Genomic DNA, 26743 nt, shown 5'->3' on the forward strand with positions numbered 1-26743 from the left:
AGGCTCACGGCCATGCCGGACACGCAGTACGAAGACCTGCTCCGCCACGTGCTCGACACGGGTGCCCGCAAGGAGGACCGCACCGGCACGGGTACCCGGTCGGTCTTCGGTCACCAACTGCGCTACCGGCTGTCCGACGGCTTCCCGCTGATCACTACGAAGAAGGTCCACTTCCGCTCGATCGCGTATGAGCTGCTGTGGTTCCTCCGCGGCGACGGGAACGTCACGTGGCTGCGCGACCACGGCGTCACCATCTGGGACGAGTGGGCGGGGCCGGACGGCGACCTCGGCCCGATCTACGGCGTGCAGTGGCGGTCGTGGCCGACCCCGGACGGCGGGCACATCGACCAGATCAGCGAGGTGCTGCGTACGCTGCGCGAGAACCCCGGCTCCCGGCGGATCATCGTGTCCGCGTGGAACGTCGCCGACATCCCGCGGATGGCGTTGCCGCCGTGCCACGCGTTCTTCCAGTTCTACGTCGCCGACGGCAAGCTCTCCTGCCAGCTGTACCAGCGCAGCGCGGACCTGTTCCTCGGCGTGCCGTTCAACATCGCGAGCTACGCGTTGCTGACCCACATGATCGCCGATCAGGTGGGCCTCGGCGTCGGGGACTTCATCTGGACCGGGGGCGACTGCCACATCTACGACAACCACGAGGATCAGGTGCGCACGCAGCTCGCACGCGAGGCGCGACCGTTCCCCACGCTGAGCCTCGAACCGGCGGACAGCCTGTTCGACTACACCTACGAGCACATCGCGCTCCACGGCTACGACCCGCACCCCGGCATCAAGGCGCCGGTGGCGGTGTGATCGGTCTCGTCTGGGCGCAGTCGGCGAACGGCGTCATCGGCCGCGACGGCACGCTGCCGTGGCACCTGCCCGAGGACCTGGCGCATTTCCGCACCCTGACCGCGGGCGCGACCGTGCTCATGGGCCGCCGCACCTGGGAATCGCTGCCGCCGCGGTTCCGGCCGCTGCCGGGCCGGCGCAATCTTGTGCTGTCCCGCACGCTTGTGCTGTCCCGTACGCCGCAGGGGGGCGCGGAGGTGTTCCCCGACCTGCCGCGGGCGCTCGCCGCGGTGCCCGGCGACGTGTGGGTGATCGGCGGCGCGGCGGTCTACCGGGCGGCGCTGCCGCTCGCCGATCGGATCGTGGTCACCGAGATCCGGGAGTCCTTCGACGGTGACACGCACGCGCCGGACGTGACGCGCTCGCCGGACTCCGTCGGGGCGTGGCTGGAGTCGTCGACCGGGCTGTACTACCGGTTCCTGACCTGGGGCTGACGCGGTTCCCTGACCTCGGGCTTAACGCGGTTTTTTGACCCGGGGCTGACGCGGCTCCCCGACGTGGGCTGACGCCGTTCCCGACCTGGGCTGACGCATGCGCGTTATGGCGTCGACGCATTGTGCCGCCGGCCGCAGCGGGATTACCGTCCGTAATACCGGGAGGGCGGTGTGCGATGGAGCGGATGAGCATCCTGGACGCCGGACTGCTTCGCGACGACGGCGGTGGCGTACCGATGCACGCCGGCACTGTGGCCGTCTTCGACGGTCCGGCCCCGACCTATCTCGACCTGGTCCGGCTGCTGCTCGCGAGGCTGTCGCTAGTGCCCCGGTACCGGCAGCGGGTGCGCACGGTTCCGCTGGGCCTGGGCCGCCCGGCCTGGGTCGACGACGAGCACTTCCAGGTGCGGTACCACCTGCGGCACGCCGCCGTACCCGCGCCCGGCGGCGCCGGGCAACTGCGCGACCTGGCCGGCCGGGTGTTCGCCCAACGGCTAGACGCGACCCGGCCGCTGTGGGAACTCTGGCTCGTCGAGGGGCTGCGCGACGACCGTTGGGCGCTCATCACGAAGACCCACCTCGGCATGGTGGACGGCGTCACCGGGGCGGACCTCACCTCGGCCCTGCTGGACGCGCTGCCGGATCGCCGGCCCCCGGCGCCGCGGTCGTGGATCCCGGCGCCCACCCGGTCGACCGCCTGGCATCTGGTCGACGGGGTACGCGACGCCCTGGCCGGCCCGGCGCACCGGCTGGCCCGTACGCCGGCCCCGGCGATCCAGGCGGACCGGACCGGGATGAGTGGCCGCGCCGCTCCCACGGCCGCCGCCCTGGTCACCCTGCGGCGGCTGGCCAGCGCGTCGACCCGGGCGCTCAACGGACCGATCGGGCCGGACCGGCGCTGGGAGTGGGCCGACGTCCGGCTCGCGGACGTGACTGCCGCCGGGGCCGGGGCTGGTGCCGGGGCCGCGGGGCACGCCGTCGTCCTGGCCGCGGTGACCCGGGGCCTCCGCGACCTGCTGGCCGGGCGGGGTGAACTGTCCCGGGACCGCGCGGTACGGGCACTGGTACCGGTGGCGGTACCGGCCTGGAGCGGCCCCGGCCCGTCCGGCGCGCACCCCGGACTGCCCGGCGTCCGGGTCCGCCCGGCCCTGGTCAACCTGCCGGTCGGCGAGCCCGATCCGGTGGCCCGGCTGGCCCGGATCCGCGACCAGCTGACCGAAACCCGGGGCGGCCGACCGGCGGTCGGTGCCCGGGTGCTGGCCGGGCTGCCCGGGTTCGCCGCGCCGACCCTGGTCGCGATGGGCGCCCGGCTCAGCCCCCGGTTCCCGCAGTCGGCGGTTCAGGCGGTCGTCACGAACGTGCCCGGACCCGGTACCGCGCGGTACCTGCTCGGCCGGCGGATGGTGGAGATCCGTCCGTACGTGCCGGTGGCGGGCACCGTACGGATCTCGGTCGGCGTGATCTCCTACCTGGGACGGCTGTACGCCGGGGTGACCGGCGACTTCGGCGCGGTACCCGACCTCGGGGTGCTGCGTGACGGCGTCCGGGCCGGTGTCGACGAACTCGCCGGGCGGGCTCGGGATGAACGGACCGGGGTGAAGCCGCCCGGATGTCCGGAATCCCCGCCACGGGCACCGACCGGTCCGGACTGATCCATACCCTCCCTTGTCGATAGGGTCAGGGCATGAGTTGGCCCGCCGGTACCCCCCGGTACGACCCCGACGCGACCGTCCTGCTGCCGGTCGTGCCCGCAGACGCCACGGTCGTCCTGCCCGTGTACCAGCCTGACGGCTCCGCGCCCCCCGGCGGGATGGGCCAGCCCTCGGTGCCCGACCGGGGCCCGGGGCCCGACGAGGACGGCCGCTCGGTCGCGCGCAACAGCGCCGTCATGGCCGTGGGCAGCATCGTCAGCCGGCTCACCGGCCTCTTGCGCTCGGCGGTGCTCGCCGCCGCACTCGGCGCGTTCGCCGTCTCCAACTCCTACAACCTGGCCAACACCGTCCCCAACCAGATCTACGAACTGCTGCTCGGCGGGGTCCTGGACAGCTCGTTCGTGCCGCTGCTGGTCCGCGCCCGCCGGCGGGACACCGACCGCGGCGAGGCATACGCCCAGCGGCTGCTCACCCTGGCCATGGTCTTCCTGGGCGTGGCGACCGTGCTCGCCGTGGCCGCCGCCCCGCTGATCAGCCTGATGTTCTCCAACAAGGACACCACGACGGCCGGCCTGCACCTGACCACGGTCTTCAGCTACCTGCTGCTGCCGAGAATCTTCTTCTTCGGGGCGGCCGCGATGATCGCGGCGGTGCTCAACACCCGGGATCACTTCGCCGCACCGATGTTCGCGCCGATCCTCAACAACATCGTGGTGATCGCCACCGGCGTGCTGTTCATCCTGCTGCCCACGGTGACCCACCCGCCGACCCCGGAGAACATCAGCACGCCGCAGATCCTCGTGCTCGGGCTCGGCACCACGCTGGGCATGCTGGTGCAGACCATCGGGCTGCTGCCCGCGCTGCGCAAGGTCGGCTTCCGGTGGAAGCTCCGGTGGGACTGGCGCAAGCTGCACCTGCGCGAGCTCGGCCGGATCAGCAGCTGGATGCTGGTCTACGTGGTGGCCAGCCAGGTCGCGCTGGTGCTCGTGCTGTGGATCTCCAACCGGGCCGGCTCTCAGCGGGTCGACGGCGACCTGGCTCCCGGACCGACGATCTTCAACAACGCGTACCTCATCTTCATGATGGCCAACGGCATCGTGGCGGTCTCGATCACGACCGCACTGCTGCCCCGGATGTCCGTCGCCGCCGCCGAGCACCGCTGGAACGACCTGGTCCGGAACCTGTCGCTGGGCGCCAGGCTCTCCTCGGTGATCCTGATCCCCGCCAGCTTCGCCTTCCTGGTGCTCGGGCGGCAGCTCGGCGTCACCCTGTTCGGCTGGCACGACTACGCGGGGAAGCCGGCGATCCAGACCGGCTGGGTGATCGCGGGGGCCGGGCTGTGCCTGGTGCCGTTCGCCATCAGCCAGCTCCAGCTGTTCGCGTTCTACGCGATGCCGGACACCAAGACTCCGGCGCTTCTGAACTTCCCGGTGGCCGGCGTGCGGATCGCGGTCGACCTGATCCTGCTCGTCGTGTTGCCGGTCGTGTGGGTCGACGCCGGCCTGATGGTCGGCAACGCGATCTCCTTCGTGCTCTCCGCCATCGCCGGGTACTGGCTGCTGCGCAGGCGCATCGGCTCGCTGAACCTGGGCGACGTGGGGTCGACGCTGGGCAAGCTGGCCGTCGCCGGACTGATCGCCGCCGTACCGACCCTCCTGGTCTCCCTGATCCTGGAGCACTACCTGGGGCTGGGCAAGATCGGCAGCGTGATCGGCCTGGTGGCCGGCGGGCTGGTCCTGATCGTGGTCTACCTCGCGGTCGCGGTCGCGCTGCGGGTCCGCGAGATCGACCAGGTGTGGGGCATGGTACGGGCCAAGCTGGGCCGCTGAGGGAGCCGTCGGGGAGGTCTCAGCCCTCGTACCGCCAGCCCCGCCAGCCGGAGATCGTCACCTCGATCACCGGCCCGCCCACCCGCACCTCGGCGTACTGGCGGTACTTCGCGCACAGGAGCTCCACCGCGCGGGCGACGGCCGCCGGTTCGTCGGTGACCACGGCCGACCCGTCGGCGCGCACCCACCACAGGCGCGACCAGTCCTCGTCCCACTCCTGGGCGAGCAGGCTCACCCCGGGCCGCCGCCGGATGTTCTCGTGCCGTCGCAGGCCGCCGTCACGCTTCGGCTTGCCGTCCACCGCCGTCCACACGGTGTCGCCGTCGACCGCGAACGTGACCGGTACCAGGTGCGGATCGCCGGCCGCGGTCAGGGAGCCGAGCGTGGCCACCCGGGCGGCGGCGAACAGCCGCCGGGCATCCTCGCCGGTCACCGCCCCGCACCCCGGTTGCGCATGATCCCAGCCTAGATACTCGGAGGCCGGCTGCTTGACCGGCCCGCCCATAGGCCAGGCGGGCCTGGCGTCCGGCGCGAACGGGTACCTCTAGCAGGCCGTATTGTCCGCCATCCAATAACCGGGGACTCTCCCGTCGCGTTTGACCTCCCGAGTGCCGGAGAGGAGGTCCCCATGCCGCTACCCGATTTTCTGGTCATCGGTGTGCCCAAGGCGGGTACGACCGCGCTGTACGCGGCGCTGGTCCGGCATCCGCAGCTGTTCCTGCCGGGCATCAAGGAGCCCAAGTTCTTCCTGTCGGACGGCCCGCCGCCGCGCGACCGGGGCGGCCCCGGCGACCGGCAGACCTACGGCGAGCACGTGTGGCGCCGGGCCGCGTACGAGGCGCTGTTCGCCCCGGCCCGCCCCGGTACGCGGCTCGGCGAGGCCACCCCGTTCTACCTGTACGACCGGCGGGCGCAGGAGCGGATCCACCGGCTCCTCCCGCACGCCCGGCTGATCGCGATGCTGCGCGACCCGGTCGACCGGGCGCACTCCAACTGGGCCCACCTGTGGGCCGCCGGACTGGAGTCGGAGTCGGACTTCGTGGCCGCCTGCCGTGACGAACCCCGCCGCAGAGCGGCCGGCTGGGCGCATTTCTGGCACTACATCGGGCAGGGCCGGTACGGCGAGCAGCTCTCCCACCTGTACGGCCTGTTCCCCCGCGAGCAGGTGCTCGTGCTGCGGTACCGGGATCTGCGCGACCGGCCGGCCGACACCCTCGACCAGGTGTGCGCGTTTCTCGGCGTACGGACCGGAGTGATCCACGAGGTACCGGACGAGAACGTCCGCCCGTACCCGGCCCAGACAACGATCAACGACGCCCTGCGCGGCACGCTGCGCTTCGGCAGCCGGATCGGGCACCACTTCCCGGTGCCGGTACGGCGCGCGTTCCGCGAGCCGCTGCTGGCCGTCCTGCACCGGAACAAGGGGCGGCGGCCCAAACTCACCCGGTCGCAACGCGCGGCGGTTTTGCCCCATTTTGTCGACGACATCGCGTTGCTCGAGCAGGTGACGGGGAACTCATACTCGGACTGGCTTTCCGCAGGTCACAATACGTTAGTACCCGACTGAGGGCCCGGTCTGCGGACCGGGCCCGACATGTCCCCGTCCGTGCCGAAGGAGCCTCCGGTGTCCCGCGCCGTTCATGTTCTGCCCACGCCCCGATGGGACGGATCCAGCGTGATCATCCCGCCACCCGAGGCCGGGCCGGGCGCGTGGGCCGGCGCACCCAGCGCAGTCATGGTCGACGGGGTGGTGTACCTCGCCTACCGGCTGCGCCTGCGGATCGGGCAGGGCCGCGGGTACGGCAACATGATCGCGCGCTCCGTCGACGGGGTGCACTTCGAGCCGCTCGGGTTGATCGAGAAGTTCCGCTTCGGGGCCGAGTCGCTGGAGCGCCCGGCACTGACCGTGACGCCGGACGGCCTCTGGCGCCTCTACATCAGCGCCGCCACGCCGGGTACCAAGCACTGGCGGGTGGACCTGCTGGAGGCCGACGCGCCGGAGAAGCTGGTCGATGCCGAGCCCCGTACCGTGCTGCCCGGCGACGACACGATCGGGGTGAAGGACCCGGTGCTGCTGCTCGACGGCGGCCGGTGGCACCTGTGGGCCTCGGTCCACCCGCTGGAGTTCGACGAGCACGCCGACCGGATGACCACCCGGTACGCGACGAGCCCGGACGGGATCGACTGGACCTGGCAGGGTACGGCCCTGCAGGGGCGGCCCGGGCAGTGGGACGCCCGCGGGGTCCGGCTCACGTCCGTGCTGCCCACCGAGGACGGGCTGCTGGCCAGCTACGACGGGCGGGCGACCGCGGCCGAGAACTGGGAGGAGCGCACCGGCACCGCCCGGGGCGACCGGCTGCCCGGCGGCCTGTTCGGACCGCTCACCGCGGACGACGTCCCGCCGATCGGGTCGCCGTACCCGCCGAACGGGCTGCGGTACGCCAGCGTGCTGGCGCTGCCCGACGGCCGGTACCGGATCTACTACGAGGCGACCCGCCCGGACGGCGCGCACGAGCTGCGCTCCGAGCTGCAGTCCTGAGCCTGGTCCGCCGCCCGCTGCCCCGCTGCCCGCTGCCTGCTGCCCCGCTGCCCGCTGCCTGCCGCCCGCTGCCCTCCGCCGGCTGTCCGCGCGGCTCAAGCACCCGGCCGGCGGCGCGAGCACGCGGCACGGCGCGCCACGCTGGCCCGCCGGCCGGACAGCCGCGATCATGACCAGGTGCTCCGACTTCACAGCTTCGGCCCGGCCGACGGGCGGCCGGTCCTGGCACTGCACGGGTTGAAGGGTCACGGCCGCCGGTTCCGCCGGCTGGCCACCGAGCAACTGCCGCACCTGCGGGTACACGCCCCGGACCTGCGCGGCCACGGCGGCTCGCCGGTCGACCCGCCGTGGACCCTGGAGCGGCACGTCGCGGACATCGTCGCGACGCTGGACACGCTCGGGTTGAACCGGCTCGCGGTGATCGGACACTCGCTCGGGGCGACCGTCGCGGTGCACCTGGCGCGCCGGGCGCCGCACCGGGTCAGCCGGCTCGTGCTGCTCGACCCGGGCATCGGGATGCCGGACGGGCTGGCCCGCGCGAAGACCGGGGACGCCCTGGACGCCCCGGCCTTCGACGACCCGCGGGACGCCGCCCGGGAACGCGCGGCGTTCTGGCCGGCGACCGCCGCCCACCTGGTACCCGACGAGATCGCCGACCACCTCGCGCAGGGGCCGGACGGGCGGTGGCGCTGGCGGTACCTGCCCGAGATGGCCGCGGCCACCTACGACGAGCTGGTCCGGCCCGCGCTCACGCCGCCACCGGGCACCCCGACGCTCCTGGTCGTGGCGGCCCGCGGGGTCGTAGGCCCGGAGTACGTCGACGCCTGCCGCGCCGCGCTCGGAGCCGAGCTGACCCGGGTCGAGCTGGACTGCGGCCACCACGTCCACCTCGAACGGCCGGCGTGGACCGGCGCGCTGATCCGCGACTTCCTGGCCTGACCCGGGTCTATGACTGGTCTGCGGTCCCGCCGTGCGGGTCGTCCAGCGCCCGGTCCAGCTCGGCGAGCAGACCGGCCATCGGCGTCCCGGTGCGCCGGGAGGCCGCCAGCAGCTCGTCGTACTCCGGCTGCCGGGTCACCAGCCGGTCGCCGAGGAAGCCCCGCTTCACGTGCACCACACCGCCGCCCACCGGCACCTCGACCTGGTCGCGGCGCAACGAGCGCCGGCGTACCTGGCCGACCCGGATGCCCAGCGTCGTGGTCTGCTCGAACACAATCCGGCACAGCAGGTCGACCCGGTCCGCCTCGGCCAGCACGGTGAGCACCTGACCGGGCCGGCCCTTACGCATCAGCACGGCGGTGCACCACGCGTCGGCCGCGCCGGCCGTGCGCAGTTGGTCGAGCAGGTCGGGCCAGATCCGCGGATCGAGGTCGTCGACCGTGGTCTCCAGCTGGTACAGGGTGCCCTCCTGCCAGTCCGGCACCGCCGTACGGCTCTGGCCGACGAGTACCCGCAGGACGTTGGGGTGGCTTTCCGGATCGGCCCGGCCGGCCCCCACGCCGACCGCCCGGGGTACGCAGTCCGGCACCGGGCCCCAGTCCGTGGCCAGGGTGGCGAGCAGGGCGGCACCGGTCGGCGTACACAGCTCGAACTCGGCCCGGTGCGCCCGGACCGGCGCCCCGGCACCGGTGAGCAGCTCCAGAACGGCCGGCGCCGGTACCGGCAGCGGACCGTGGGCGGAGCGCACCGTACCCGAGCCGACGGCCACCGGGGACACCACCCGTACCGGCGCGTCGAGCAGCCCGAGCTGGTGCAGGGCCAGCGAGCAGCCGACCACGTCGGCGATCGCGTCCAGCGCGCCGACCTCGTGGAAGTGCACCTGCTCCGGGCCGATGCCGTGCACCCGCGCCTCGGCGGCGGCCAGCCGGTCGAACGTGGCCAGCGCGAACGCGCGTGCCGGCTCAGGAATCCGGGCGCCGGTGACGATCCGGACGACATCGGACAGGTGCCGCTCGGTCGAGCTGTCGCCCACCCGTACCGTCAGCGCCGCTGCCCGCAGCCCGTGCCGGCGTACCGGCTCCAGGGCCAGCTCGATCGGCTCGACCGGCAGGGTGGACAGGCCCGCCCGTACCGCGTCGAGGTCCGCACCGGCGTCCAGCAGCGCGGCGAGCAGCATGTCCCCGGCGGCGCCGTTGCCCGCGTCGATCCAAAGGACCGACTGGCCTGGGTCGTCGCGCGGCGCCCGACGCGCCGCGCCAGAAGCGTCGGGCTGCCCCGACCCGTCAGCGCGCACGTCACCGGCCCGCACTGGTGTGCCGCCCACCGGCGTGTCCTCCGCCGCAGCGTTCCCCGATGATCTCCGGTACGGTTGCGCCATGCACTCCCCCAGCCGTGATGTGGGCCCGCTCGCCGACCGGCTGGTGGCCGAGTTCGCCGGCTACGGCCGGACCCTGGTCGCCTTCTCCGGCGGCGTGGACTCCAGTGTGGTGCTGGCCGCCGCCGTCCGTGCCCTGGGTACCGCCGATGTCGCCGCGCTCACCTCGGTGTCGGACGCGCTGCCGGGCACCGAGCGTGACGCCGCCGCCGAGTTCTGTGCCGGGTTGGGTGTCGCCCAGGTCTCCGTGGCCACCCAGGAGATGAGCAATCCGGGCTATCGCGAAAACGGCCCGCGCCGCTGCTACTTCTGCAAGAGCACGCTGCTGGACGCCGCCCGGGAGCACGCCGCCGCGCACGGCTTCCACAGCGTGGTGACCGGCACCAACGCCTCCGACCTGGCGGCCGGCTTCCGGCCGGGCATCCGGGCGGCGGCCGAGCGCGGAGCGCGCACGCCACTGGCCGACGCCGGGCTGGACAAGGCGGCGGTGCGCGGCATCGCCCGGCTCTGGGACCTGCCGACCTGGGACAAGCCGGCGGCCGCCTGCCTGTCCAGCCGGATCGCGTACGGCGTGACGATCAGCCCCGCCCGGCTGGCCCGGGTGGACCGCGCCGAGGCCGCCGTACGCCGGGTGCTCGCCAGCCGGCACGAGGTACGCGACCTGCGGGTACGGGACCTGGGCAGCGCGGTACGGGTGGAGTTGGACGCGGACCTGGTCGAGCCGGCACGCGACGATCCGGCACTGGCCGACGCGATCACCGAGGCCGGATTCGCCGGGGTTCCGCTGAGCGTGACCGCCTTCCGTTCCGGGTCGATGAACGAGCTGCTGCCCGATCCGGCCCGCTGGCGAGACGGCTGACGGTTCACGACCAGTCTGGCTCGGCGCGTCTGCCGCCGCGCCGCGACCCAGACCAGTCGCACCAATCCGCTTCACCGCCCGCCCCGAACCACGGGTATGGCTTTCGACACCGACACCTACGCCAGGACCGTCAGTCCGGTCGGCTTCGACGACCTCGACTACGCGTCGTTCACCGAGCGCCCACTGTCGGCCGGCGCCCTGCGCTGCCTGCGGTACATGTGCGACATCGAGAACCACACCGTCTGCTACCTGCGTGACCTCCTGGTGACCCCGTCGCACGCCGACCCCGAGGTGACGACGTTCCTGACCATGTGGGCCTACGAGGAGTACTGGCACGGCGAGGCCTTGGCCCGGGTGCTGGCGGCGCACGGGATCCCGACCGGCGACGGGCACATCCGCCAGGTCCGCGAGGGGCTCGGCTGGCGGGACCGGCTGACCCCGGTCGGTACGTCGCTGATCGCCAACCTGATCGGCGCCGACTTCGTGGCGGTACACATGACCTGGGGCGCGATCAACGAGTGGTCCACCCACGCCGGGTACGCCCGGCTGGCGGAGTTGGAGGATCACCCGGTACTGACCCGGCTGCTGGACCGGATCATGCGTCAGGAGACCCGCCATGTCGCGTTCTACGCCAGCCAGGCACGGGAACGCCTGCGCGGCTCGGCCCATGCCCGCCGGCTGACCCGTTTCGCGCTGCGCCGGTTCTGGGCTCCGGTCGGGGCCGGTGTGATGCCCCGGGCGGAGACCGGTCACCTCATGCGTTTCCTGCTCGGCGACGCACGGGGCCGGATGCTGGCCACTCAGATCGACGAAAAGATCGACCGGTTGCCCGGGCTGGCCGGGCTCGGCCTGGTCCGCCGGGCCTCGTCGTCGTACGCCGTGGCGTGACGCGTGCCGCCCGTCAGCCGGGCGGCACGCCACGAGCCTCGACTCCGCCGCCCGGGTCAGGCGCCGTCCCGCCAGGCCGGGGCGGGACCCGGGCGGCTGACCGGCCGGGTCGACTCCCACATCCGCCGCCACTCGGCGGCCTTCGGGCCGGACGGCAGGGCCAGGTCGCCGCCCGCCTGGGCGCGCAGCGACGCGTACCAGCCCATGTCCTCCTCGGCCCACAGCCGCGCCACGGTCTGGCTGAGCCGGACGTTGAACAGGCGGGCACTCTCCCCCTGCTCCGGCTTGAGCGGGGCGCCGTAGCGCACCACCACGCGCGGCCGGCCGCGCATCGGCCAGTTGCGCCCGCGCGGCATGGCCGCGTACGTGCCGCGCAGCACCACCGGTACGGCGGCAACCCGCTGGGTGACGCACAGCTGCGCGGCGCCCATCCGCAGCGGCGACATCCAACCGTCCTCGCTGCGGGTGGCCTCCGGGAACAGCAGCAGGCTCCAGCCCCGGGCCAGCAACTGCGGCGCCAGGCTGCGCAGCCGGCGGGACCGGTACCGCTCGACCGGGAACGCGTTGAACACCAGTGCGGTGGCCGCGGCGCGCCAGCGGGCGTCGAAGAAGTAGTCCGCCGCCGCGCCGACCGCGGTGCGCTTGGCGATGTGCTCCGGCAACGAGCCCAGGATCAGCGGGGTGTCCAGGTGGCTCGCGTGGTTGGCGACCAGCACCACCGGCCCGGTCACCCCCGCCAGGCCCTCCAGCCCGACCACCTCAGGCCGGGTCTGGCTCCAGGTCAGCGGCGTCAGCAGGCCACGCTGCAGACCCCGGCGGGCCACCCGGGCGGCCGGGGTGCGGGCCCAGCCGGTGGGAAACTCGCGCGGCTCGTCCGGCGGGGTGTGGCCGGCCGCGGAGCGCGGCGTACGCGAGCGGCCCCGCCAGTCACGGCCGGCGGTGAGCACCCGGGCTTCGCGGAACAGTCCCATCGCCGTTTCCTACCTCACGTCTGCCATGGACAGCGGCGGGGTGTGCTGGTAGGTGATGGTCGGGCTGCCGCCCACCTTCTCCTTCGCCATCTCCAGCGCGTCGCCCAGCGTGGACGCCGCCCGGAAGCCCATCCGCTCGGAGGTGCGCCGGTCGCCGCCGACCACGATGACCTGGCCCAGGTGCTCCAGCGCGTGGGCGCCCCAGTACCACATGTAGAGCGGGTGCACGCCGTGGTAGGCGTAGCTGTTGCGGTACAGGTGGATGTACCAGGGGTCGGTGGCGAACTGCTCCTCGTACTTGGTCTCGATGGCCACCGGGTCGGTGGTCTCGGCCAGTACCTCTTCGTAGAAGTCGATGTAGCTCGGGTGGTGCACGGGGTGGAACTCGTTGCGCACCGGGTGGTAGTAGATCGCCACGCCGCCGGGCCGGACCAGGGGCTGGCCCCGGTACAGGTTGAAGAAGTAGCCCAGACCCAGGCTCATCATCAGGATCGGGTTCATGATCGAGTTGACGTTGTACGGGCAGATGTACGGCAGGCCCCAGATCCCGATGTCCGACGGCCCGTTGACCTCGGTCAGCTGCTGGCGCAGCACGTGACCCATGGTCACCTCGTGCACCGGCCCGGGCGCGCCCGCGGTCACCGACGTGATGCCGTACGGCGCGGCGGTGCGGTGCCAGATCTGCCGGCGCTGCTTGATCGGGGTCAGGTCGTTGGCCCGCTTGACGGCCAGGTACGCGGCCTGGTCCTTGAGCGTCCACTCCCACTCGCGCTTGTTGAGGAAGCCGAGCTGGGTCGGGAAGGTGTCGTTGTTGACCGACGTCTCGATCTGGAAGATCTTCACGTGCTCGTCCAGCACACCGGCCATGCGGTTGTACGAGTGGTGCATGGCAGAGTTCGGCGGGTCGTTGAACGAGCGGGAGTGCCGCAGCGTGTGCACGTTGTGGTGGTGCTTGAGGCTGCGGTAGGACGCCAGGCCGACCGACACCGACTTCGGGCCGCCACTCATCGCGGTGAGGGTGACGTTGACGTACACGATCAGGTCGCTCGTCGCCGCCCGCTTGTTGATCTCCACGACCTCGCCGTGCTTGGTCGTGCCGATCTCGGTCAGGTTGGCCCGGTCCTCGGCGTCGTGGTTACGCAGGTGGTGCGGGAAGAACGAACGGAACACCCGCTCGCCGACCGTACGCTTCAACTCGGCCGGGGTCATCCGACGGTGCAGCGCGTTGCCGGCGATCAGCTCGACGTCGTCGACCCCGGCCGCGGCGGCCATCTCGAGAACCTGCTCGATGATCCGCTGGCGGATGTCCGGAGTCTTCATCTGCGGCAGCGGGATCGACAGGTCGTCGAACACGATCGTCAGCCGCATGCCGGCGTGCAGCAGCTCGGGCAGCGGCTCACACCCCAGCGGGTGCAGCAGCGCCTCCCGGATGTGGGCGTCCAGGTCGCGCAGGCCGGGCAGCGACTCCGGCGGGTAGACCACCCGGCTGCCCAGCGGCAGCTTCTCCAGCCGGAAGCCCTCGCCCTCGTGCATCAGCAGGGCGGGCGTGCGCTCGTCCACTTCCAGGACGAATCCGGGCCTGCTCATGCCGCCACCAGTCCCAGCTCGGTCATGGAAATCCTCTCCCTCAATCCCGGGTCGGGTCGAACACGACTTTGACGGTGCCCAACCGGCCTGCGGCCGCCGCGTGGCCGATCGCGTCCCGCCACCGTGACAGCGGGTAGATCGCGTCGACGTATCCCTTCAGCGGCGCCTGACCGGCAAGCTCCAGCGCCTGCGGGAAGTCCCGGCCTCCCGAGGCGTACGCGCCGACCAGGTTCAGCTCGCGGAACCATACCGGTGTCAAGTCCACCGATCCGTTGGGCATCCCGGACAGCAGCACCGTACCGCCGGCCCGGGTCAGCCGCAGCGCGGTGTCCAGCCCGGAGCCGCCGGTGCACTCGAACGCGACGTCGACGCCGCCGAGCAGGAACTCCTCGCCACGATCCGGGTGGGCCAGGAATCCGCCGGTCGCCCGGCGCAGCGCACGCGCCGCGCGGTTGGCCGACAGCACCTCGGTGGCGCCCAGCTCACGAGCCCGTTCCCGCTGGTGGCCGTGCTTGGCGATGACGTAGATCGGGCCGGCCTCGGTGCACTCGCGCAGGGCCAGCACGGTGAGCAGCCCGACGGTACCGGCGCCGACCACCACCACGCTGGCGCCCTGCGGGATCGGCACCCGGCGTACCGAGTGGATCGCGCAGGCAAGCGGCTCCACGAGCACGGCCTGCTCGGTGTCCAGCGAGTCGGGCACCGGGTGCAGCTGGCTGCCGTGCGCGACCAGCATCCGGCTCCAGCCGCCGCCGGTGTCCGCGCAGAAGCCGGTCTGCAGGCCGGAGGAGACCGTACCCGCGGTGATGTGGTCGCAGCGGCTGTGCTCGCCCGCGGCGCACGACGGGCAGGGGCGTACCGACCTGGGTTCGCAGCCCAGCACCGGGTCGAGCACCACCCGGCTGCCCTTGGGCAGGCCGTCCAACTCGTCCAGGGTCTCCCCGACCACCTCGTGACCGGGCGTGAACGGCATCGACACCATGGCCGACAGGTACGGCGAGTTGCGCCCGGTGAGCAGCCCGAGGTCGGAGCCGCAGATGCCGGACAGCAGCGGGCGTACCCGGGTCCAACCGGGACCGGGCCGGTCCGGGTCGGGCCGGTTGATCAACCGCAGCGGCGACAGGTTGGCCGCGAACATGCCGGCCGCCCGGCCACCCGCCCGGGTCGAGGTCACACCACGCCCGGCCAGGTACCGGGTGGGTGAGCGGTAGTACTCCAAAGTGATGATCATGCGAGGGTCTCCACCATGGCGTCGCCGGCCGGCAGCGTGTGGGCGGTCCACTGGGCGACCGGCCACTGACGGGATTTCGCGTGCCGGTACAGCTGCGGGTCGGGGTTGACCGCGACCGGGTGCCCGACCGCCTCCAGCAGAGGCCGGTCGGAGTAGCTGTCGCCGTACGCGTACGAGCGGGTCAGGTCCACTCCGGCAGTGCCGGCGTACCGGCGCAGCCAGGCCGCCCGCGCCTCGCCGGTCAGCGGCGGCGCCTCGAGGAAGCCCGAGTACACCCCGTCGCGGGTGTGCAGCCGGCTCGCCACCACCTCGTCGAACAGCACGGACAGCGGCTGGACCAGCACGTCGACGGTGCCGGTGATCAGCACCGTCCGGTGCCCGGCCGCCCGGTGCTTGCGGATCTGCCGGATCGCCTCGGGGCGGGCACGGCGCAGCAGCGCGTCACCGATCCGCTCCTGTACCAGTCGGGCCAGCGCCGCCTCGTTCGCCCCCGCGTACCGGCGCACGAACCGGCGCAGGAACTCGGCGCGGTCGCGGCGCTCGGCGGACAGGTACCGCGGCATCCGGCGGGCCAGGTCGACCAGCTCGGCGGCCCAGTCGCCGCGCGGCAGGTCGGCCAGCCTCGCCCACAGGTACGTCTCGATCACGTTCGACGCGACGATCGTGCCCTCGAGGTCGAACACCGCGACCAGCTGGCCGTCCGTCGACTCGGTGACGGCCGGCAGCGCGTGCGCCCCGGAGCGGCGGCCGGAGGTGGCCCGGCGCATCGTGGCGGTGATCGTCGGGCAGTGCACCTTCTGCAGGTAGTGCGGCCAGTCGATGATCGCCGGGTCGAACCCGAACTCGTCCTGGCGCTCGGGCGGCAGCGAGCGGTGCAGGGCCAGCAGCCGGTTGTCGGTGTAGATGACCTCGGCCTCGGTGTAGACGCCGTACAGCTCCGCGTACTTGCGCAGGAAGTCCAGCCGGTCCTGTTCGCGCTTGAGGTCGTCCTGCCAGCGGCGGGTACGCGAGTTGGCCGGCGCCACCAGCAGGGCACGCTGGGCCACCGACAGCGCCCGTTCGCCGTTGCGCAGCAACCGCTCGACCCGGCGGGCACCCGGGAAGTCCCAGACCGGCACCTTGATCTGACCCCGGCCACCGTCCGGCATCGGGTGGTCGGTGAAGTACTCGCGGATGTTCTCGTGCATGGCGCGGAACGTCAGCGGGTTCCGCGCGCCGGAGCCGACGTGGTAGTAGGCCGGTGCGTCCACCGGCGGCGGAGTGTCGGCCGCGGCCAGGATCGCGTTGACCACGATGTCCACCGGGATGACGTCCAGCACGCCGTCCGGCAGGCCGGGGAACTCCGGCAGGATGCCGCGGCCGTACGCGATGATCAGCGGGTCGGCCATCTTGAACCCGTCGATCCACCCCGGGTACGGGTGGCGCAGCGCGCTCTCCACGATGGCCGGCCGGACCACCGACAGCGGCAGTACTCCGGTCAGCTCCTCCTCGGCGACCCGCTCCCCCAGCGCCTTGGTCAGCGTGTAGACGTCCGGCCAGCCCAGGCTCTGGGCACGCAGCCGTCCGTAGTCCACCAGCTGCTTGTCCACCCACTCGGCACGGGACCGCTCGGCCGCCTGGGCCACCGACTGCGGCCCCGACTTGCCGTGCTCCGCACGTGCCGTCTCCAGCGCCCGGCGCAGCGCGGCCGGCCGGCGGGAATCCTGCTCCACCTGCTCGCGCGACCGCTGCGCCGAGGCCAGCTCGGTACGCCAGTCCGCGTCGTGGTCCAGCGACGTCTCCGGGACGGTGCCCTTGCGCGCACCGGCCACGTACGCCGTGGACACGTGCACCACGTGCGGCGCCGAGCCCGCGGCGCGGACCGCCTCGTAGAGGTCCTTGACCCCGCGCACGTTGGTGTTGAACGCCTCGTCGATCGGTTCGTCGAAGGAGACCGTGGACGCGCCGTGGATGACCACCGTGAGGTCGTCCGGCAGCACCACGTCGGAGCTGCCCAGCCGGGCGTCCACGACGTTCACCCGCTGCCGCACCGCCTCGGCGAACGCGTCGTTGCCCATCGCCTTGCGCAGCTCGGCGAACACCGGCTTGCGCAGCAGGCCGGCGAGCCGGTCGGCGCCCGTGGAGCTGCCCCGACCGCGGATCAGCAGGCTGACCCGGGTATCCGGCCAGTCGCGCAGCAGCCGTTCGAGCACCGCCTGTCCCAGGAAACCGGTCGCCCCGGTCAGCAGAACGTGTCCGCCGCCGAGGGGGCCCTGTTGCCCGTCTGGCGTCACCGTCACCCCTTCCCGCCCGGCATCCATCGCACCGCCGGCCCCGAACCACCGCAGTCAGTGCGAGCACCGTAGCCCACCCCGGCGGTTACCGGCGAGGGTGGTGGGCGCCAACCGAACGGACGTGACCTGCGCCACGATGCCGGAGCCCGCCGCCACCCACCGGGCCTCGTGTGATCACGACCGCCCGGCGACAGCGGTCCAGGTCGCGGCGCCTGTTCCGGGTTCCCGGTCCGCCACCGACGGCCGCTGGGCGATGATGACCGGAAGTAGTCGAGGCGGGACGGGGAGTGCGGCGTGGCCGGAGACGCGGGGTGACCCGGCTGTCCCGGGTGGTCGCCCGGCTGGGGCTGCGGTACCCGGGCGGTCCTGCCCTTGAGGAGGAACGGCACGCGACCTGGCTGGAGCTGTTCTTCGACCTGGTGTTCGTGCTCGCGCTCTCCGGAGTGACCGCCCGGCTGACCGACGACCAGCCGGCGGCCGGCGAGATCGGCGCGGCGATCGGAATCTACCTGCTGGTGCAGTGGGCGTGGGTCGGGCAGGCGTACTTCGACACCCGCTTCGACGCGGACGACACGCTGCACCGCCTGATCACGCTGGTGGCGACCGCCGGCGCCGGGATCATCGCGCTGGGCGTCGAGCGCGCCCCGCACGGCGTGCTGCTGCCGGTCGGATACCTGGTGGTGCGCGGCGCGCTGCTGCTGATGTACCTCCGGGTGGCGGCCAGCGACCGGTCGGCCCGGGAGGTGGCCGCCGTCTACGAAATCGGCTTCGGCACCGGATGGCTGCTCTGGTTCGGCTCCCTCGCCCTGCCCGAGGGCACACGGCCGGTGCTGTGGATCGTCGCGCTCGCGATCGAGATGGCCACCCCCTGGCTGGGCCGGCGCTGGCTGAACCGGCATCCGGTGCACACCACACACCTGCCGGAGCGGCTCGGGCAGTTCATCATCATCCTTCTCGGGGCCGAGCTGGCCAGCCTCCGGGAGGCGGTGCCGCTGTCCCAGCCGCCGGGGCGCGCACTGGCCGCGGCCGGCATCGCCATCCTCGTACCGATCGCCATCTGGTGGATCTACACGACGTTCGTGACCAGCGGCCTGCCGGTCCGCCGGCTGGGCAACGGACAGGCGTACGGGTACCTCCACTCGCCGGCCGGAGCCTCCACCCTGTTCATCGGCTGGGGGCTGGGGCAACTGGTCCGGAGCATCGCCGAGGGGCACCATACGGTGCCGCTGACCCTCCGCCTGGTGTACGGCGGATCGCTCGTCGGTTGGATGCTGGTCGGCACCGGGCTGCAGTGGTTCACGGTCGGCCACCTGGAACCGCGCCGCCAGCTCATCTCGGCGGTCGGCGTGCCGGGGATGGCCGTCCTGACCGCGACGATCACCGATCCGGAGCTGCTCCTCGGGCTGACCGCGGCTCTCCTCACCGGGTACGCCGCCCTGGTCAGCCCGCAGATCACCCGGTTGACCCAGCGGCTGTAGCCCGGGCCAGTCGCTGCCACAGGAACTCCAGCACCAGCGCCCACTTGAACGCGAGCTGGCCGTTGTCCGCCGCGCCGCCGTGGCCGCCCTCCACGTTCTCGTAGTAGCCGACGTCGTGCGCGTACTCGTCCATCCGGGCCACCATCTTGCGCGCGTGCCCCGGGTGCACCCGGTCGTCGCGGGTGGACGTCACGAACAGCACCGGCGGATAGTGCCGCTCCCGGCGCACGTTGTGGTACGGCGAGAAGTCGCTCAGGTACGCCCAGTCCGCCGGGTCGTCGGGATCGCCGTACTCGGCCATCCAGGAGGCGCCGGCCAGCAGTTCGTGGTACCGCCGCATGTCCAGCAACGGCACCTGGCTCACGATCGCGCCGAACAGCTCCGGGTACCGGGTGAGCATCACTCCCATGAGCAGCCCGCCGTTGCTGGCCCCCTCGATGCCCAACCGGTCCCGGGTGGTGATCCCCCGCTCCACCAGGTCGGCGGCGACGGCGGCGAAGTCCTCGTACGCGCGGGGGCGCCGCTCCCGCATCGCCGCGTGGTGCCAGGCCGGGCCGTACTCGCCACCGCCCCGGATGTTGGCCACCACGTACCGGCCGCCCCGTTCCAGCCAGCCGCGCCCGATGACCCCGCTGTACCGGGGCGTGTTGGACAGCTCGAACCCGCCGTACCCGGTCAGCAGCGCCGGCCCGGGCCCGTCCGGCCCGACGACGAAGTACGGCACCCGGGTGCCGTCGGCGGAGACCGCGAAGAACTGGCGGACCGACATGCCCCGGGTGTCGAAGAACGCCGGCTCCTCCTTGAGGACCTCCAGCCGCCCGCCGCCGACGGTGCCGTACCGCAGCGTGGCCGGCCGGGTGTACCCGCTGGTGGACAGCAGGAAGTCGTCGCTGTGGTCGGGATTGGTGTCGGCGACGTCGGTGTGCCCCTCGATGTGGCCCCCGGCATCGCGACCGACGGCATCGCGCCCGAGATCGCCCCCGAGAGAGCCCTCGGTGTCACCGGCCAGCTGGGCCGCGCCGTCGGTTCTCGAGCCCGCACCCGCGAGGTCGACGAAGTCGCCCGGACGACCAGTGGGCTCGCCCTCGCGGTCGGCGGAGTCGCCCTCTCGGTCAGCCGAGTCGCCGGCCGGTCGCTCCGCCAGCGGGCGCAGCGACCAGCCGTCGGGACCCGGCGTGGCCAGCACCTGCCGGCTGCGCACGTCGGCGAGCACCGTCATGATCAGGTGATTACGGGTCCACGAATGGCTACTGAGCGTGTTGTTCGGTCCGGGCTCGAACAGTACGGCCAGCTCGCCGCGCCCGGCGACGAACTCGTCCAGCCGGGTGGCCAGCAGGCAGCCCTCGGGGTAGCGCACGCCGCCCCGCTCCCACGGGGTACGCGGCCGGATCAGCAGCCACTCCCGGTGCACGTCAACGACCGCGTCGTCGGGCACCGGGATCCGCATCAGCCGCGCGCCGCCGCCGGCCGGGCCGGGCAGCCGCAGGTACCGCTCCCCGTGGAAGAAGTCCCGCCACCGGCTGACCAGGTCGCGCTCGAACCCCGGGGTCGGGTCGTGCTCGGCGGACACCGCCACGTCGTCGACGCCGCCCTCGAAGACCAGGGCCGCCTCGGACACCGGCGTGCCCCGGTGCCACAGCTTGACCACCCTCGGGTACCCGGACGAGGTCAGCGATCCGGGTCCGAAGTCGGTGCCGACGAACACCCGGTCCCGGTCGATCCACGCCACGTCGCTCTTGGCCTCGGGCAGGGCGAAGCCGTCGGCTACGAAGGTCAGGTCGGTCAGGTCGAACTCGCGGACCACCGACGCGTCCGCGCCGCCGCGGGACAGGCTGATCAGGGCCCGGTCGTACCCCGGCCGGAGCACCGTCGCGCCCTGCCAGACCCAGTTCTCGCCCTCCCGCTCGGCCAGCCGGTCGACGTCCAGCAGCACCTCCCAGCGCGGCTCGCGCCGGCGGTACTCGTCGAGCGTGGTGCGCCGCCACAGCCCGCGCGGGTGCTCCCGGTCCTTCCACAGGTTGTACAGGTGCTCACCGCGCCAGGTGGTGTACGGGATCCGGTCCTCGGCGTCGAGCACCTCCCGGATCCGGTCGCGCAGCGCGGCGAACCCGGGCGTACCGGTCAGCCCCTCGGTTGTCCGCGCGCTGCGCCGCCGTACCCAGTCCAGGGCCTCGCGCCCGTCGACGTCCTCCAGCCAGCGGTACGGGTCCTGTTCGGTCACGCGGGATATTGTCGCGTATCGACGGCCGCCCGCACCCACGGCCGGACGTGCCAACGGCGATGGCCGGACGGCCGGAGCACGGCGGCGTCCCGGCCCGGCCGATCAGCGCAGCTCGAACCCGAGCGCCTGAGCCACCACCACGGCCTGCTGGGGCGTGATGACCGCACCGTCGAGCGCGGCGTCCCGCGGATCCAGTGCGGTCAGGTCGCTGCCCCGCAGGTCGCACCGGGTGAACCGGACGCCCTTCAGCACCCCGCCGGACAGGTCGGCGTCGGTGAGCGTGCCACCCTCCCAGTTCGCACCGGACAGGTCGATCTCGCGCATCCGTACCCGCTGGAAGGCGGCACCGCGCAGGTCGGCGCCGGCCAGCGTCACGAACGACCAGTCCCCGCCGTCGACGGTCAGCGGCCGCAGGTCGCAGTCCCGGAAGGTGCTGCCCATCAGCTTGCAGCCGACCAACCGCGCCTCGAACAGGTTGCACCGGGTGAACGTGCAGCCCACGAACGCGGAGGCGGTGTGCCGCGAGGCGTTGAGCTTCACGTGACTCAGAACGCAGTCGGTGAACGTCGCACCGGTGCTGGTCGCCTCGGTCAGGTCGATGTCCACGAATTCGCAGCCGACGTACTGGCGGTCGCCGAGATCCTCGCCGTACCAGTCCTCGCCGCGGAACTGTCCGCCCTCGATCGGGTCCGCCACGCCAGACAGGTTAGCGGTACGGCGCGCACCGGGGTACGCGCCGTACCGGGTCGTACCGCTGGAGTCAGGCGGTCAGGCGGTCAGGCGACCGTGACGTCGTCGGCGTACACGGTTCCGGTGCCGTACCAGCCGTGCAGCCAGATCTGCAGCTGGCCGGAGGAGCCGGAGGTGAACGTCACCGACAGCTTGGTGTAGCCCGGCGCGGAGGCCGTCCAGGTGCTCACGTCCGAGGCCGCACCGGTGGTGCCGATGAAGGCGTACGCGCCCTGGACGTAGGCCGACAGCGTGTAGGTGTGGTTCGCCGTCACGTGGATCGTCTGCGAGCACTGGGCGTCGTCGGAGTTGCTGGCGGCCAGCTTCAGCGCCTTGCTGCCGGAGTGCACCGGTGAGGACACCACGCTGCCCAGGCCGCCGGTGCAGGTCCAGGGCGACAGCGCGCCGGTCTCGAAGCCGCCGTTGGTCACGCCGGTGCCACCGCCGCCGGTCGGGGTCGGTGTGGGCGACGCGGTCGGGCTGTGCGACGGCGACGGGCTCGGCGAGGCGCTGCGGGTCGACGATGGGGTCGGTGACGCCGTACCGCCGCCGGAGTTGAACGCCTCCCAGGTGTGGCTGAACTGCCAGGTCGACTGCGAGATGCCGGAGCAGCCGTCGGAGCCGCCGGTGCCGGGGCAGCCACCGTTGTCCCGCTGCAGCGCCCACATCGAGATCTCCGCGATGCCCTGCGACACCGCCCAGCTCTCCACCGCGGGCGCGTCCGCCGTGGTGAACGTCTCGGCCGCCCCGAAGTCGTCGATGCCCGGCATCTCGGTCACGCCGACCATGCCCCACAGCTGGCTGGTGGACTTGCCCGGGTACAACTGGCCGAGCTGGTTGACCAGACCGGCGGCCGCGGTCTTGGTGTCATTGGCCATCTCGTGGCTGGCGTTGTCGTAGTAGTCGAACGTCATGATGTTCACGATGTCGACCCGGGCGTTGTTGGTTACCGCGTTCTGCAGCACGCCCAGGCCGCTGTCCAGGCCGTGGGTGGTGGTCGGCAGGGTGTAGACGAACTGCACGGTCCGGGCGTTCGCCGCCGCCCAGTCCTCGACCTGCTTGATGGCCTTGTTGCGCCGGTCGATCGCGGCCGAGTTGCCCAGCGAGTTGTCCTCGATGTCCAGGTCGATCCGGGTCAGGTTGTAGGTCGTGATGACCTTCTCGTACTGGGCCGCGATCGAGCTGACGTTGGTGCAGCTGTCCGCGATCTCGGTGCCGTCGTGGTCCGCGGCGTACCCGCCGAAGGACGGCACCACGGTGCCGCCGCCGGACTGGATGGTGGAGATGTCGCTGCCGAACGTCGACGACGCGATCGGCATGCCGGTGTCACCGTTCCAGTACGCGGTACACGAGCCCGGGCTGTTCGTCTGGAGGAACGCCATGGTGAGGTACTTGTTGCCGGACTGCTGGGCCAGGCCGGACAGGCTGTCGCCGTTGTACGCCTCGAAGTAGGGCGCGAAGACGTGGGCGGGCACCGGGACGCCCGTTGCCGCCTGGGCGGACTGGGTCACCGCCAGCACGGCGGCGGCGCCGGCGATGACGACACCGGCACCCAGGGCGCTGAGTGCGCGTGATCGACGCATGGGACCTCTCCTCGTGGTCTGGGGCTGATCCTCGTGGTCTGGGCTGAGACTTCGACGAGTGTCGGGGCTTTGACGAGTACCGGTTAGGAAACCTAACTAAGAGAAGTCCATCTCTGTATCGATGTCAAGAGGACCGTCGATGCCAAGAGGACGTCGGTGTCAGGCGGGCGCCAGTCCCTGACACGGATCGGGACCGCCACGGCGGAGGCCGGCTACGGCGCTCCCGGATGCGGTAGGTTCTCCGCCGAGGGGGTCAGATGGCGATAGTCACGCGCGGGTTCACCGGTCGCGGCCGACGCGACGTCAACCTGCCGCCGGGCCAGTACCTGACCGAGGATTTCCCCGTCCTGTCCGCCGGCCCGACCCCGCGGCCCAACCTGGACAAGTGGCAGTTCACCGTGACCAGCGAGACCGGGCAACGCTTCGGCTGGACCTGGCCGGAGCTCCGCGCGCTGCCGTCCGAGACGGTCACCGTCGACCTGCACTGCGTGACCCGGTGGTCGAAGCTCGGCACCCACTGGGAGGGCGTGTCCGTGGACACCCTGCTGGCCGATGTGGACACCGCCGCCGACTTCGCGATGGTGCACGCGTACGGCGGGTACACGACCAACCTGCCGCTGGCCGACCTGCTCGACGGGCAGGCATGGGTGGCATACCGGTACGACGGGGAGGAGCTGGACCCGGAGCACGGCGGCCCGGCCCGGTTGCTGGTCCCCCACCTGTACCTGTGGAAGAGCGCCAAGTGGGTGCGCGGGATCGAGCTGATGCACGAGGACTCGCCGGGCTTCTGGGAGAGCGCCGGCTACCACAACTACGGTGACCCATGGCGCGAGCAGCGGTACAGCGGCGACTGACCTGGCAGCCGGCCACCGTGGCGCAGGTCCGCACCGAGACGGAAAGCGCCCGGTCGATCGTGCTGGACGTGCCCGGATGGCCGGGTCACGTGACCGGTCAGCACGTCGACGTCCGGCTCACCGCCGAGGACGGGTACGCGGCGCAGCGCAGCTACTCGGTCGCCTCGGCGCCGGAGCTGGACCGGCTGGAGCTGACCGTGCAGCGGGTACCCGACGGCGAGGTCTCGCCGTACCTGGCGGACGTCGCCGAGGCCGGCGACCAGCTGGAGATCCGCGGACCGGTCGGCGGCTACTTCACCTGGCGGCCGGAGGCCGTGGAGCCGGTGCTGCTGGTGGCCGGCGGCTCGGGCATCGTGCCGCTGATGTCGATGATCCGGGGCCGGGCGGCGGCGAACAGCCGGGTGCCGTTCCGGCTCGTGTACTCGGCGAGGACGCCGGACGACGTGATCTACGCGCAGGAGCTGTCCCGCCGGGTACGCGACGATCGCGGCCTGGACGTGGCGTTCGCGTACACCCGCGGCACGCCGGCCGGCTGGCCGCGCCCGCCCGGCCGGCTGGACGCGGCACTGCTGGCCGAGGTGGGGTGGCCCGCGGACTTCATCCCGGCCGTGTACATCTGCGGCCCGACCGGCTTCGTGGAGGCGGCGGCGAACCTGCTCGTCGCACAGGGACACGAGCCGCAGCGGATCAAGACGGAACGGTTCGGACCGACGGGAGACCGGGAGGCGGCGGCATGACTGCAGGCGATCGCCCGCTGGACCGCGACGAGTGGGTCGACGGCAACGAGGCGGCGGGGATCCTCCAGGAGATCTTCACCATGGACATCACCACGGCACGCGGGCGGTGCGCGGGCTGCGGACGGGTCGCCCCGATGGCCGAGACCCGGGTGTACGACCACGCCCCCGGCCTGGTCGTCCGGTGCCCGGACTGCGACGCGGTGCTACTCACCGTGATCCGCGCGCCCGACCGGGCGTTCCTGGCGACGACCGGTCTGACCTACCTGGAGGTGGCGTTGCCGGAATCCGCGACGTCCGGCTTCACCGGCGCGTGACTCGACTTTTGTCGAGTCGAATGAAAGTTTTCCCCGAAGTCTCAGAAGCTCTTTACGTGTCGGTGGATTTTGCCTAGAGTCCCCGGCGTGGTCCAGAGCCCTGGAGCGCCCGATGGTCCCCGGACGCCACCGCCGCGCGGCGGGCGGCGTGCACCGGTCCACGGTCCGGTGAGCGGCAGGGGGTAGCAGACGTGTCCACGGCAGACAAAGCGCAGCTGCGTGTCGGCATGGTGGGATACGCGTTCATGGGCGCTGCGCACTCGCAGGCATGGCGCACCGTGAACCGGGTCTTCGACCTGCCGGCGCAGGTCACGATGGTGGCCGTCGCCGGGCGCGACCGGGGCAAGGTGACGGAGGCGGCCGAGCGGCTGGGCTGGGCGGAGGCCGTGACCGACTGGCGCGAGCTGGTGTCCCGCGACGACATCGACCTCATCGACATCTGCACCCCGGGCGACAGCCACGAGACCATCGCGCTGGCCGCGCTGGCCGCCGGGAAGCACGTGCTGTGCGAGAAGCCACTGGCCAACAACGTGGCCGAGGCCCGCGCGATGGCTCAGGCCGCGGCGACCGCGCGTGCCTCGGGGGTACGGACGATGTGCGGTTTCAACTACCGGCGGGTGCCGGCGGTGGCCCTGCTGCGACGGCTCGTCGAGGAGGGCCGGCTCGGCGACATCCGCCACGTCCGCGCGACCTACCTCCAGGACTGGATCACCGACCCGCAGTTCCCGCTGGTCTGGCGGCTGCAGAAAGACCTGGCCGGGTCGGGCGCGCTGGGCGACATCGGCGCGCACATCGTCGACCTGACCCAGTACGTCACCGGCCAGCGCATCGCCGGCGTGAGCGCGTTGACCGAGACGTTCGTGAAGCGCCGGCCGCTGCCCAGCGCCTCGGCCGGCCTGTCCGCTTCGCCGGCCGGCGACGAGGCTGGTGCGCAGACCGCGACCGGTGAGGTCACGGTGGACGACGCCGCGCTGTTCCTGGCGAGGTTGGACGGCGGGGCGGTGGCCACGTACGAGGCGACCCGGTTCGCCACCGGGCGCAAGAACGGCCTGCGCGTGGAGATCAACGGATCGCTCGGCTCCGCCGCCTTCGACCTGGAACGCCTCAATGAGCTGGAGTTCTACGACGCGACCGTGCCGGCGACCCGGCAGGGGTTCACCCGGATCCTGGTGACCGAGCCGGACCACCCGTACCTGTCGGCGTGGTGGCCGCCGGGCCACATCATCGGGTACGAGCACAGCTTCACCCACGAGATGCGCGACCTGATCGAAGCGGTGGCCGGCGGCACCGATCCCCGACCGTCCTTCGACGACGCCCTGCAGGTCCAGCTCGTCCTCGACGCCGTGGAGCGCAGCGCGGCCGCCGGCTCGGCCTGGACGACCGTCGACCCGGCATAGTGCC

The 26743-nt window shown here is 72.4% G+C and carries 23 protein-coding genes; 14 read left to right on the top strand and 9 right to left on the bottom strand.

The annotated features are described in order from the left end of the window. The first annotated feature begins 12 nt into the window (after nucleotides 1–12). The 4 genes from Raf01_RS30145 (at nucleotide 13) to murJ (ending at nucleotide 4764) form a co-directional block, all read left to right on the top strand. A complete protein-coding gene (locus Raf01_RS30145; protein ID WP_203921439.1) occupies nucleotides 13–810 on the top strand; it encodes a thymidylate synthase in 798 nt (265 codons plus the stop codon). After that, nucleotides 807–1283: a dihydrofolate reductase gene (locus Raf01_RS30150; RefSeq protein WP_239134046.1), complete on the top strand. Its 477-nt coding sequence runs from the start codon at nucleotides 807–809 to the stop codon at nucleotides 1281–1283. The genes Raf01_RS30145 and Raf01_RS30150 overlap by 4 nt, the downstream gene beginning before the upstream one ends. A gap of 185 nt (nucleotides 1284–1468) precedes the next feature. Next, a complete protein-coding gene (locus Raf01_RS30155; protein WP_203921440.1) occupies nucleotides 1469–2935 on the top strand; it encodes a wax ester/triacylglycerol synthase family O-acyltransferase in 1467 nt (488 codons plus the stop codon). Between the two features lie 32 nt (nucleotides 2936–2967). After that, nucleotides 2968–4764 carry a murein biosynthesis integral membrane protein MurJ gene (murJ, locus tag Raf01_RS30160; protein WP_203921441.1) on the top strand — a complete coding sequence of 599 codons (1797 nt, stop codon included), beginning with the start codon at nucleotides 2968–2970 and terminating at the stop codon, nucleotides 4762–4764. Nucleotides 4765–4783: 19 nt separating this feature from the next. Here murJ and Raf01_RS30165 read toward each other — a convergent pair whose 3' ends face one another. Then, nucleotides 4784–5197 (bottom strand): TIGR03668 family PPOX class F420-dependent oxidoreductase, encoded by a 414-nt coding sequence (locus Raf01_RS30165; RefSeq protein WP_239134047.1) that lies wholly within the window; start codon nucleotides 5195–5197, stop codon nucleotides 4784–4786. Nucleotides 5198–5392: 195 nt separating this feature from the next. Between Raf01_RS30165 and Raf01_RS30170 the strand changes: the two genes are divergently transcribed. The 3 genes from Raf01_RS30170 (at nucleotide 5393) to Raf01_RS30180 (ending at nucleotide 8242) form a co-directional block, all read left to right on the top strand. Continuing rightward, nucleotides 5393–6331, top strand: coding sequence for a sulfotransferase family protein (locus Raf01_RS30170; RefSeq protein ID WP_203921443.1), 939 nt, complete (start codon nucleotides 5393–5395; stop codon nucleotides 6329–6331). A gap of 57 nt (nucleotides 6332–6388) precedes the next feature. Next, nucleotides 6389–7303: a glycoside hydrolase family protein gene (locus Raf01_RS30175; protein WP_239134048.1), complete on the top strand. Its 915-nt coding sequence runs from the start codon at nucleotides 6389–6391 to the stop codon at nucleotides 7301–7303. A 177-nt stretch (nucleotides 7304–7480) separates the two neighbouring features. Continuing rightward, complete coding sequence (locus Raf01_RS30180; protein ID WP_203921445.1) at nucleotides 7481–8242, top strand: alpha/beta fold hydrolase; 762 nt, start codon at nucleotides 7481–7483, stop codon at nucleotides 8240–8242. Nucleotides 8243–8249: 7 nt separating this feature from the next. Here Raf01_RS30180 and larC read toward each other — a convergent pair whose 3' ends face one another. Then, nucleotides 8250–9566 (bottom strand): nickel pincer cofactor biosynthesis protein LarC, encoded by a 1317-nt coding sequence (gene larC, locus Raf01_RS30185; RefSeq protein WP_203921446.1) that lies wholly within the window; start codon nucleotides 9564–9566, stop codon nucleotides 8250–8252. Nucleotides 9567–9618: 52 nt separating this feature from the next. Between larC and larE the strand changes: the two genes are divergently transcribed. Next, nucleotides 9619–10476, top strand: a complete 858-nt coding sequence (larE, locus tag Raf01_RS30190; protein ID WP_203921447.1) for an ATP-dependent sacrificial sulfur transferase LarE — start codon at nucleotides 9619–9621, stop codon at nucleotides 10474–10476. A 96-nt stretch (nucleotides 10477–10572) separates the two neighbouring features. Further along, nucleotides 10573–11364, top strand: a complete 792-nt coding sequence (locus Raf01_RS30195; RefSeq protein WP_203921448.1) for a ferritin family protein — start codon at nucleotides 10573–10575, stop codon at nucleotides 11362–11364. 56 nt (nucleotides 11365–11420) lie between these two features. On the opposite strand, the gene Raf01_RS30200 is transcribed toward Raf01_RS30195, so the two are convergent. From Raf01_RS30200 to Raf01_RS30215, 4 genes are read right to left on the bottom strand one after another with little or no spacing between them, the layout of a single operon-like run. After that, nucleotides 11421–12335: a lysophospholipid acyltransferase family protein gene (locus tag Raf01_RS30200; protein WP_203921449.1), complete on the bottom strand. Its 915-nt coding sequence runs from the start codon at nucleotides 12333–12335 to the stop codon at nucleotides 11421–11423. A gap of 9 nt (nucleotides 12336–12344) precedes the next feature. Beyond that, nucleotides 12345–13922 carry an NPN-dependent hydroxyacid isomerase, LarAH14/15/16 family gene (larAH, locus tag Raf01_RS30205; RefSeq protein ID WP_203921450.1) on the bottom strand — a complete coding sequence of 526 codons (1578 nt, stop codon included), beginning with the start codon at nucleotides 13920–13922 and terminating at the stop codon, nucleotides 12345–12347. A gap of 40 nt (nucleotides 13923–13962) precedes the next feature. Beyond that, nucleotides 13963–15153, bottom strand: coding sequence for a zinc-dependent alcohol dehydrogenase (locus tag Raf01_RS30210; RefSeq protein ID WP_203921451.1), 1191 nt, complete (start codon nucleotides 15151–15153; stop codon nucleotides 13963–13965). Further along, nucleotides 15150–17426, bottom strand: a complete 2277-nt coding sequence (locus tag Raf01_RS30215) for an HAD-IB family hydrolase (RefSeq protein ID WP_203921452.1) — start codon at nucleotides 17424–17426, stop codon at nucleotides 15150–15152. The genes Raf01_RS30210 and Raf01_RS30215 overlap by 4 nt, the downstream gene beginning before the upstream one ends. Before the next feature lie 311 nt (nucleotides 17427–17737). Between Raf01_RS30215 and Raf01_RS30220 the strand changes: the two genes are divergently transcribed. Further along, nucleotides 17738–18904 carry a low temperature requirement protein A gene (locus Raf01_RS30220; protein WP_203921453.1) on the top strand — a complete coding sequence of 389 codons (1167 nt, stop codon included), beginning with the start codon at nucleotides 17738–17740 and terminating at the stop codon, nucleotides 18902–18904. Here the strand turns inward: Raf01_RS30220 and Raf01_RS49865 are convergent. From Raf01_RS49865 to Raf01_RS30235, 3 genes are all read right to left on the bottom strand, one after another. Continuing rightward, nucleotides 18879–21125: a prolyl oligopeptidase family serine peptidase gene (locus tag Raf01_RS49865; RefSeq protein WP_239134049.1), complete on the bottom strand. Its 2247-nt coding sequence runs from the start codon at nucleotides 21123–21125 to the stop codon at nucleotides 18879–18881. The genes Raf01_RS30220 and Raf01_RS49865 overlap by 26 nt on opposite strands. A 102-nt stretch (nucleotides 21126–21227) precedes the next feature. After that, nucleotides 21228–21821, bottom strand: a complete 594-nt coding sequence (locus Raf01_RS30230; RefSeq protein WP_203921454.1) for a pentapeptide repeat-containing protein — start codon at nucleotides 21819–21821, stop codon at nucleotides 21228–21230. Between the two features lie 80 nt (nucleotides 21822–21901). Next, nucleotides 21902–23437 carry a carbohydrate binding domain-containing protein gene (locus Raf01_RS30235; protein WP_203921455.1) on the bottom strand — a complete coding sequence of 512 codons (1536 nt, stop codon included), beginning with the start codon at nucleotides 23435–23437 and terminating at the stop codon, nucleotides 21902–21904. Nucleotides 23438–23694: 257 nt separating this feature from the next. Here Raf01_RS30235 and Raf01_RS30240 point away from each other — a divergent pair, with 257 nt between their 5' ends. The 4 genes from Raf01_RS30240 (at nucleotide 23695) to Raf01_RS30255 (ending at nucleotide 26739) form a co-directional block, all read left to right on the top strand. Next, the gene (locus Raf01_RS30240) at nucleotides 23695–24291 is read left to right on the top strand and encodes a sulfite oxidase-like oxidoreductase (RefSeq protein ID WP_203921456.1); all 597 of its coding nucleotides are present in this window, start codon (nucleotides 23695–23697) and stop codon (nucleotides 24289–24291) included. Beyond that, complete coding sequence (locus Raf01_RS30245) at nucleotides 24261–25028, top strand: ferredoxin reductase (protein ID WP_203921457.1); 768 nt, start codon at nucleotides 24261–24263, stop codon at nucleotides 25026–25028. Before Raf01_RS30240 ends, Raf01_RS30245 begins: the two co-directional genes overlap by 31 nt. Then, nucleotides 25025–25342: a DUF6510 family protein gene (locus Raf01_RS30250; RefSeq protein WP_203921458.1), complete on the top strand. Its 318-nt coding sequence runs from the start codon at nucleotides 25025–25027 to the stop codon at nucleotides 25340–25342. The genes Raf01_RS30245 and Raf01_RS30250 overlap by 4 nt, the downstream gene beginning before the upstream one ends. Before the next feature lie 227 nt (nucleotides 25343–25569). Further along, nucleotides 25570–26739: a Gfo/Idh/MocA family protein gene (locus tag Raf01_RS30255; protein WP_203921529.1), complete on the top strand. Its 1170-nt coding sequence runs from the start codon at nucleotides 25570–25572 to the stop codon at nucleotides 26737–26739. Nucleotides 26740–26743: the final 4 nt, after the last annotated feature.

Source organism: Rugosimonospora africana (genome assembly GCF_016862975.1).
Classification (GTDB): domain Bacteria; phylum Actinomycetota; class Actinomycetes; order Mycobacteriales; family Micromonosporaceae; genus Rugosimonospora; species Rugosimonospora africana.

Excerpts from the sequence above, each read along its gene's own strand:
- Raf01_RS30145 (WP_203921439.1), top strand. The coding sequence starts at position 13 with ATGCCGGACACGCAGTACGAAGACCTGCTCCGCCACGTGCTCGACACG.
- Raf01_RS30155 (WP_203921440.1), top strand. The coding sequence starts at position 1,469 with ATGAGCATCCTGGACGCCGGACTGCTTCGCGACGACGGCGGTGGCGTA.
- murJ (WP_203921441.1), top strand. The coding sequence starts at position 2,968 with ATGAGTTGGCCCGCCGGTACCCCCCGGTACGACCCCGACGCGACCGTC.
- Raf01_RS30170 (WP_203921443.1), top strand. The coding sequence starts at position 5,393 with ATGCCGCTACCCGATTTTCTGGTCATCGGTGTGCCCAAGGCGGGTACG.
- larE (WP_203921447.1), top strand. The coding sequence starts at position 9,619 with ATGCACTCCCCCAGCCGTGATGTGGGCCCGCTCGCCGACCGGCTGGTG.
- Raf01_RS30195 (WP_203921448.1), top strand. The coding sequence starts at position 10,573 with ATGGCTTTCGACACCGACACCTACGCCAGGACCGTCAGTCCGGTCGGC.
- Raf01_RS30200 (WP_203921449.1), bottom strand. The coding sequence starts at position 12,335 with ATGGGACTGTTCCGCGAAGCCCGGGTGCTCACCGCCGGCCGTGACTGG.
- larAH (WP_203921450.1), bottom strand. The coding sequence starts at position 13,922 with ATGAGCAGGCCCGGATTCGTCCTGGAAGTGGACGAGCGCACGCCCGCC.
- Raf01_RS30210 (WP_203921451.1), bottom strand. The coding sequence starts at position 15,153 with ATGATCATCACTTTGGAGTACTACCGCTCACCCACCCGGTACCTGGCC.
- Raf01_RS30235 (WP_203921455.1), bottom strand. The coding sequence starts at position 23,437 with ATGCGTCGATCACGCGCACTCAGCGCCCTGGGTGCCGGTGTCGTCATC.
- Raf01_RS30240 (WP_203921456.1), top strand. The coding sequence starts at position 23,695 with ATGGCGATAGTCACGCGCGGGTTCACCGGTCGCGGCCGACGCGACGTC.
- Raf01_RS30245 (WP_203921457.1), top strand. The coding sequence starts at position 24,261 with ATGGCGCGAGCAGCGGTACAGCGGCGACTGACCTGGCAGCCGGCCACC.
- Raf01_RS30250 (WP_203921458.1), top strand. The coding sequence starts at position 25,025 with ATGACTGCAGGCGATCGCCCGCTGGACCGCGACGAGTGGGTCGACGGC.
- Raf01_RS30255 (WP_203921529.1), top strand. The coding sequence starts at position 25,570 with ATGGTGGGATACGCGTTCATGGGCGCTGCGCACTCGCAGGCATGGCGC.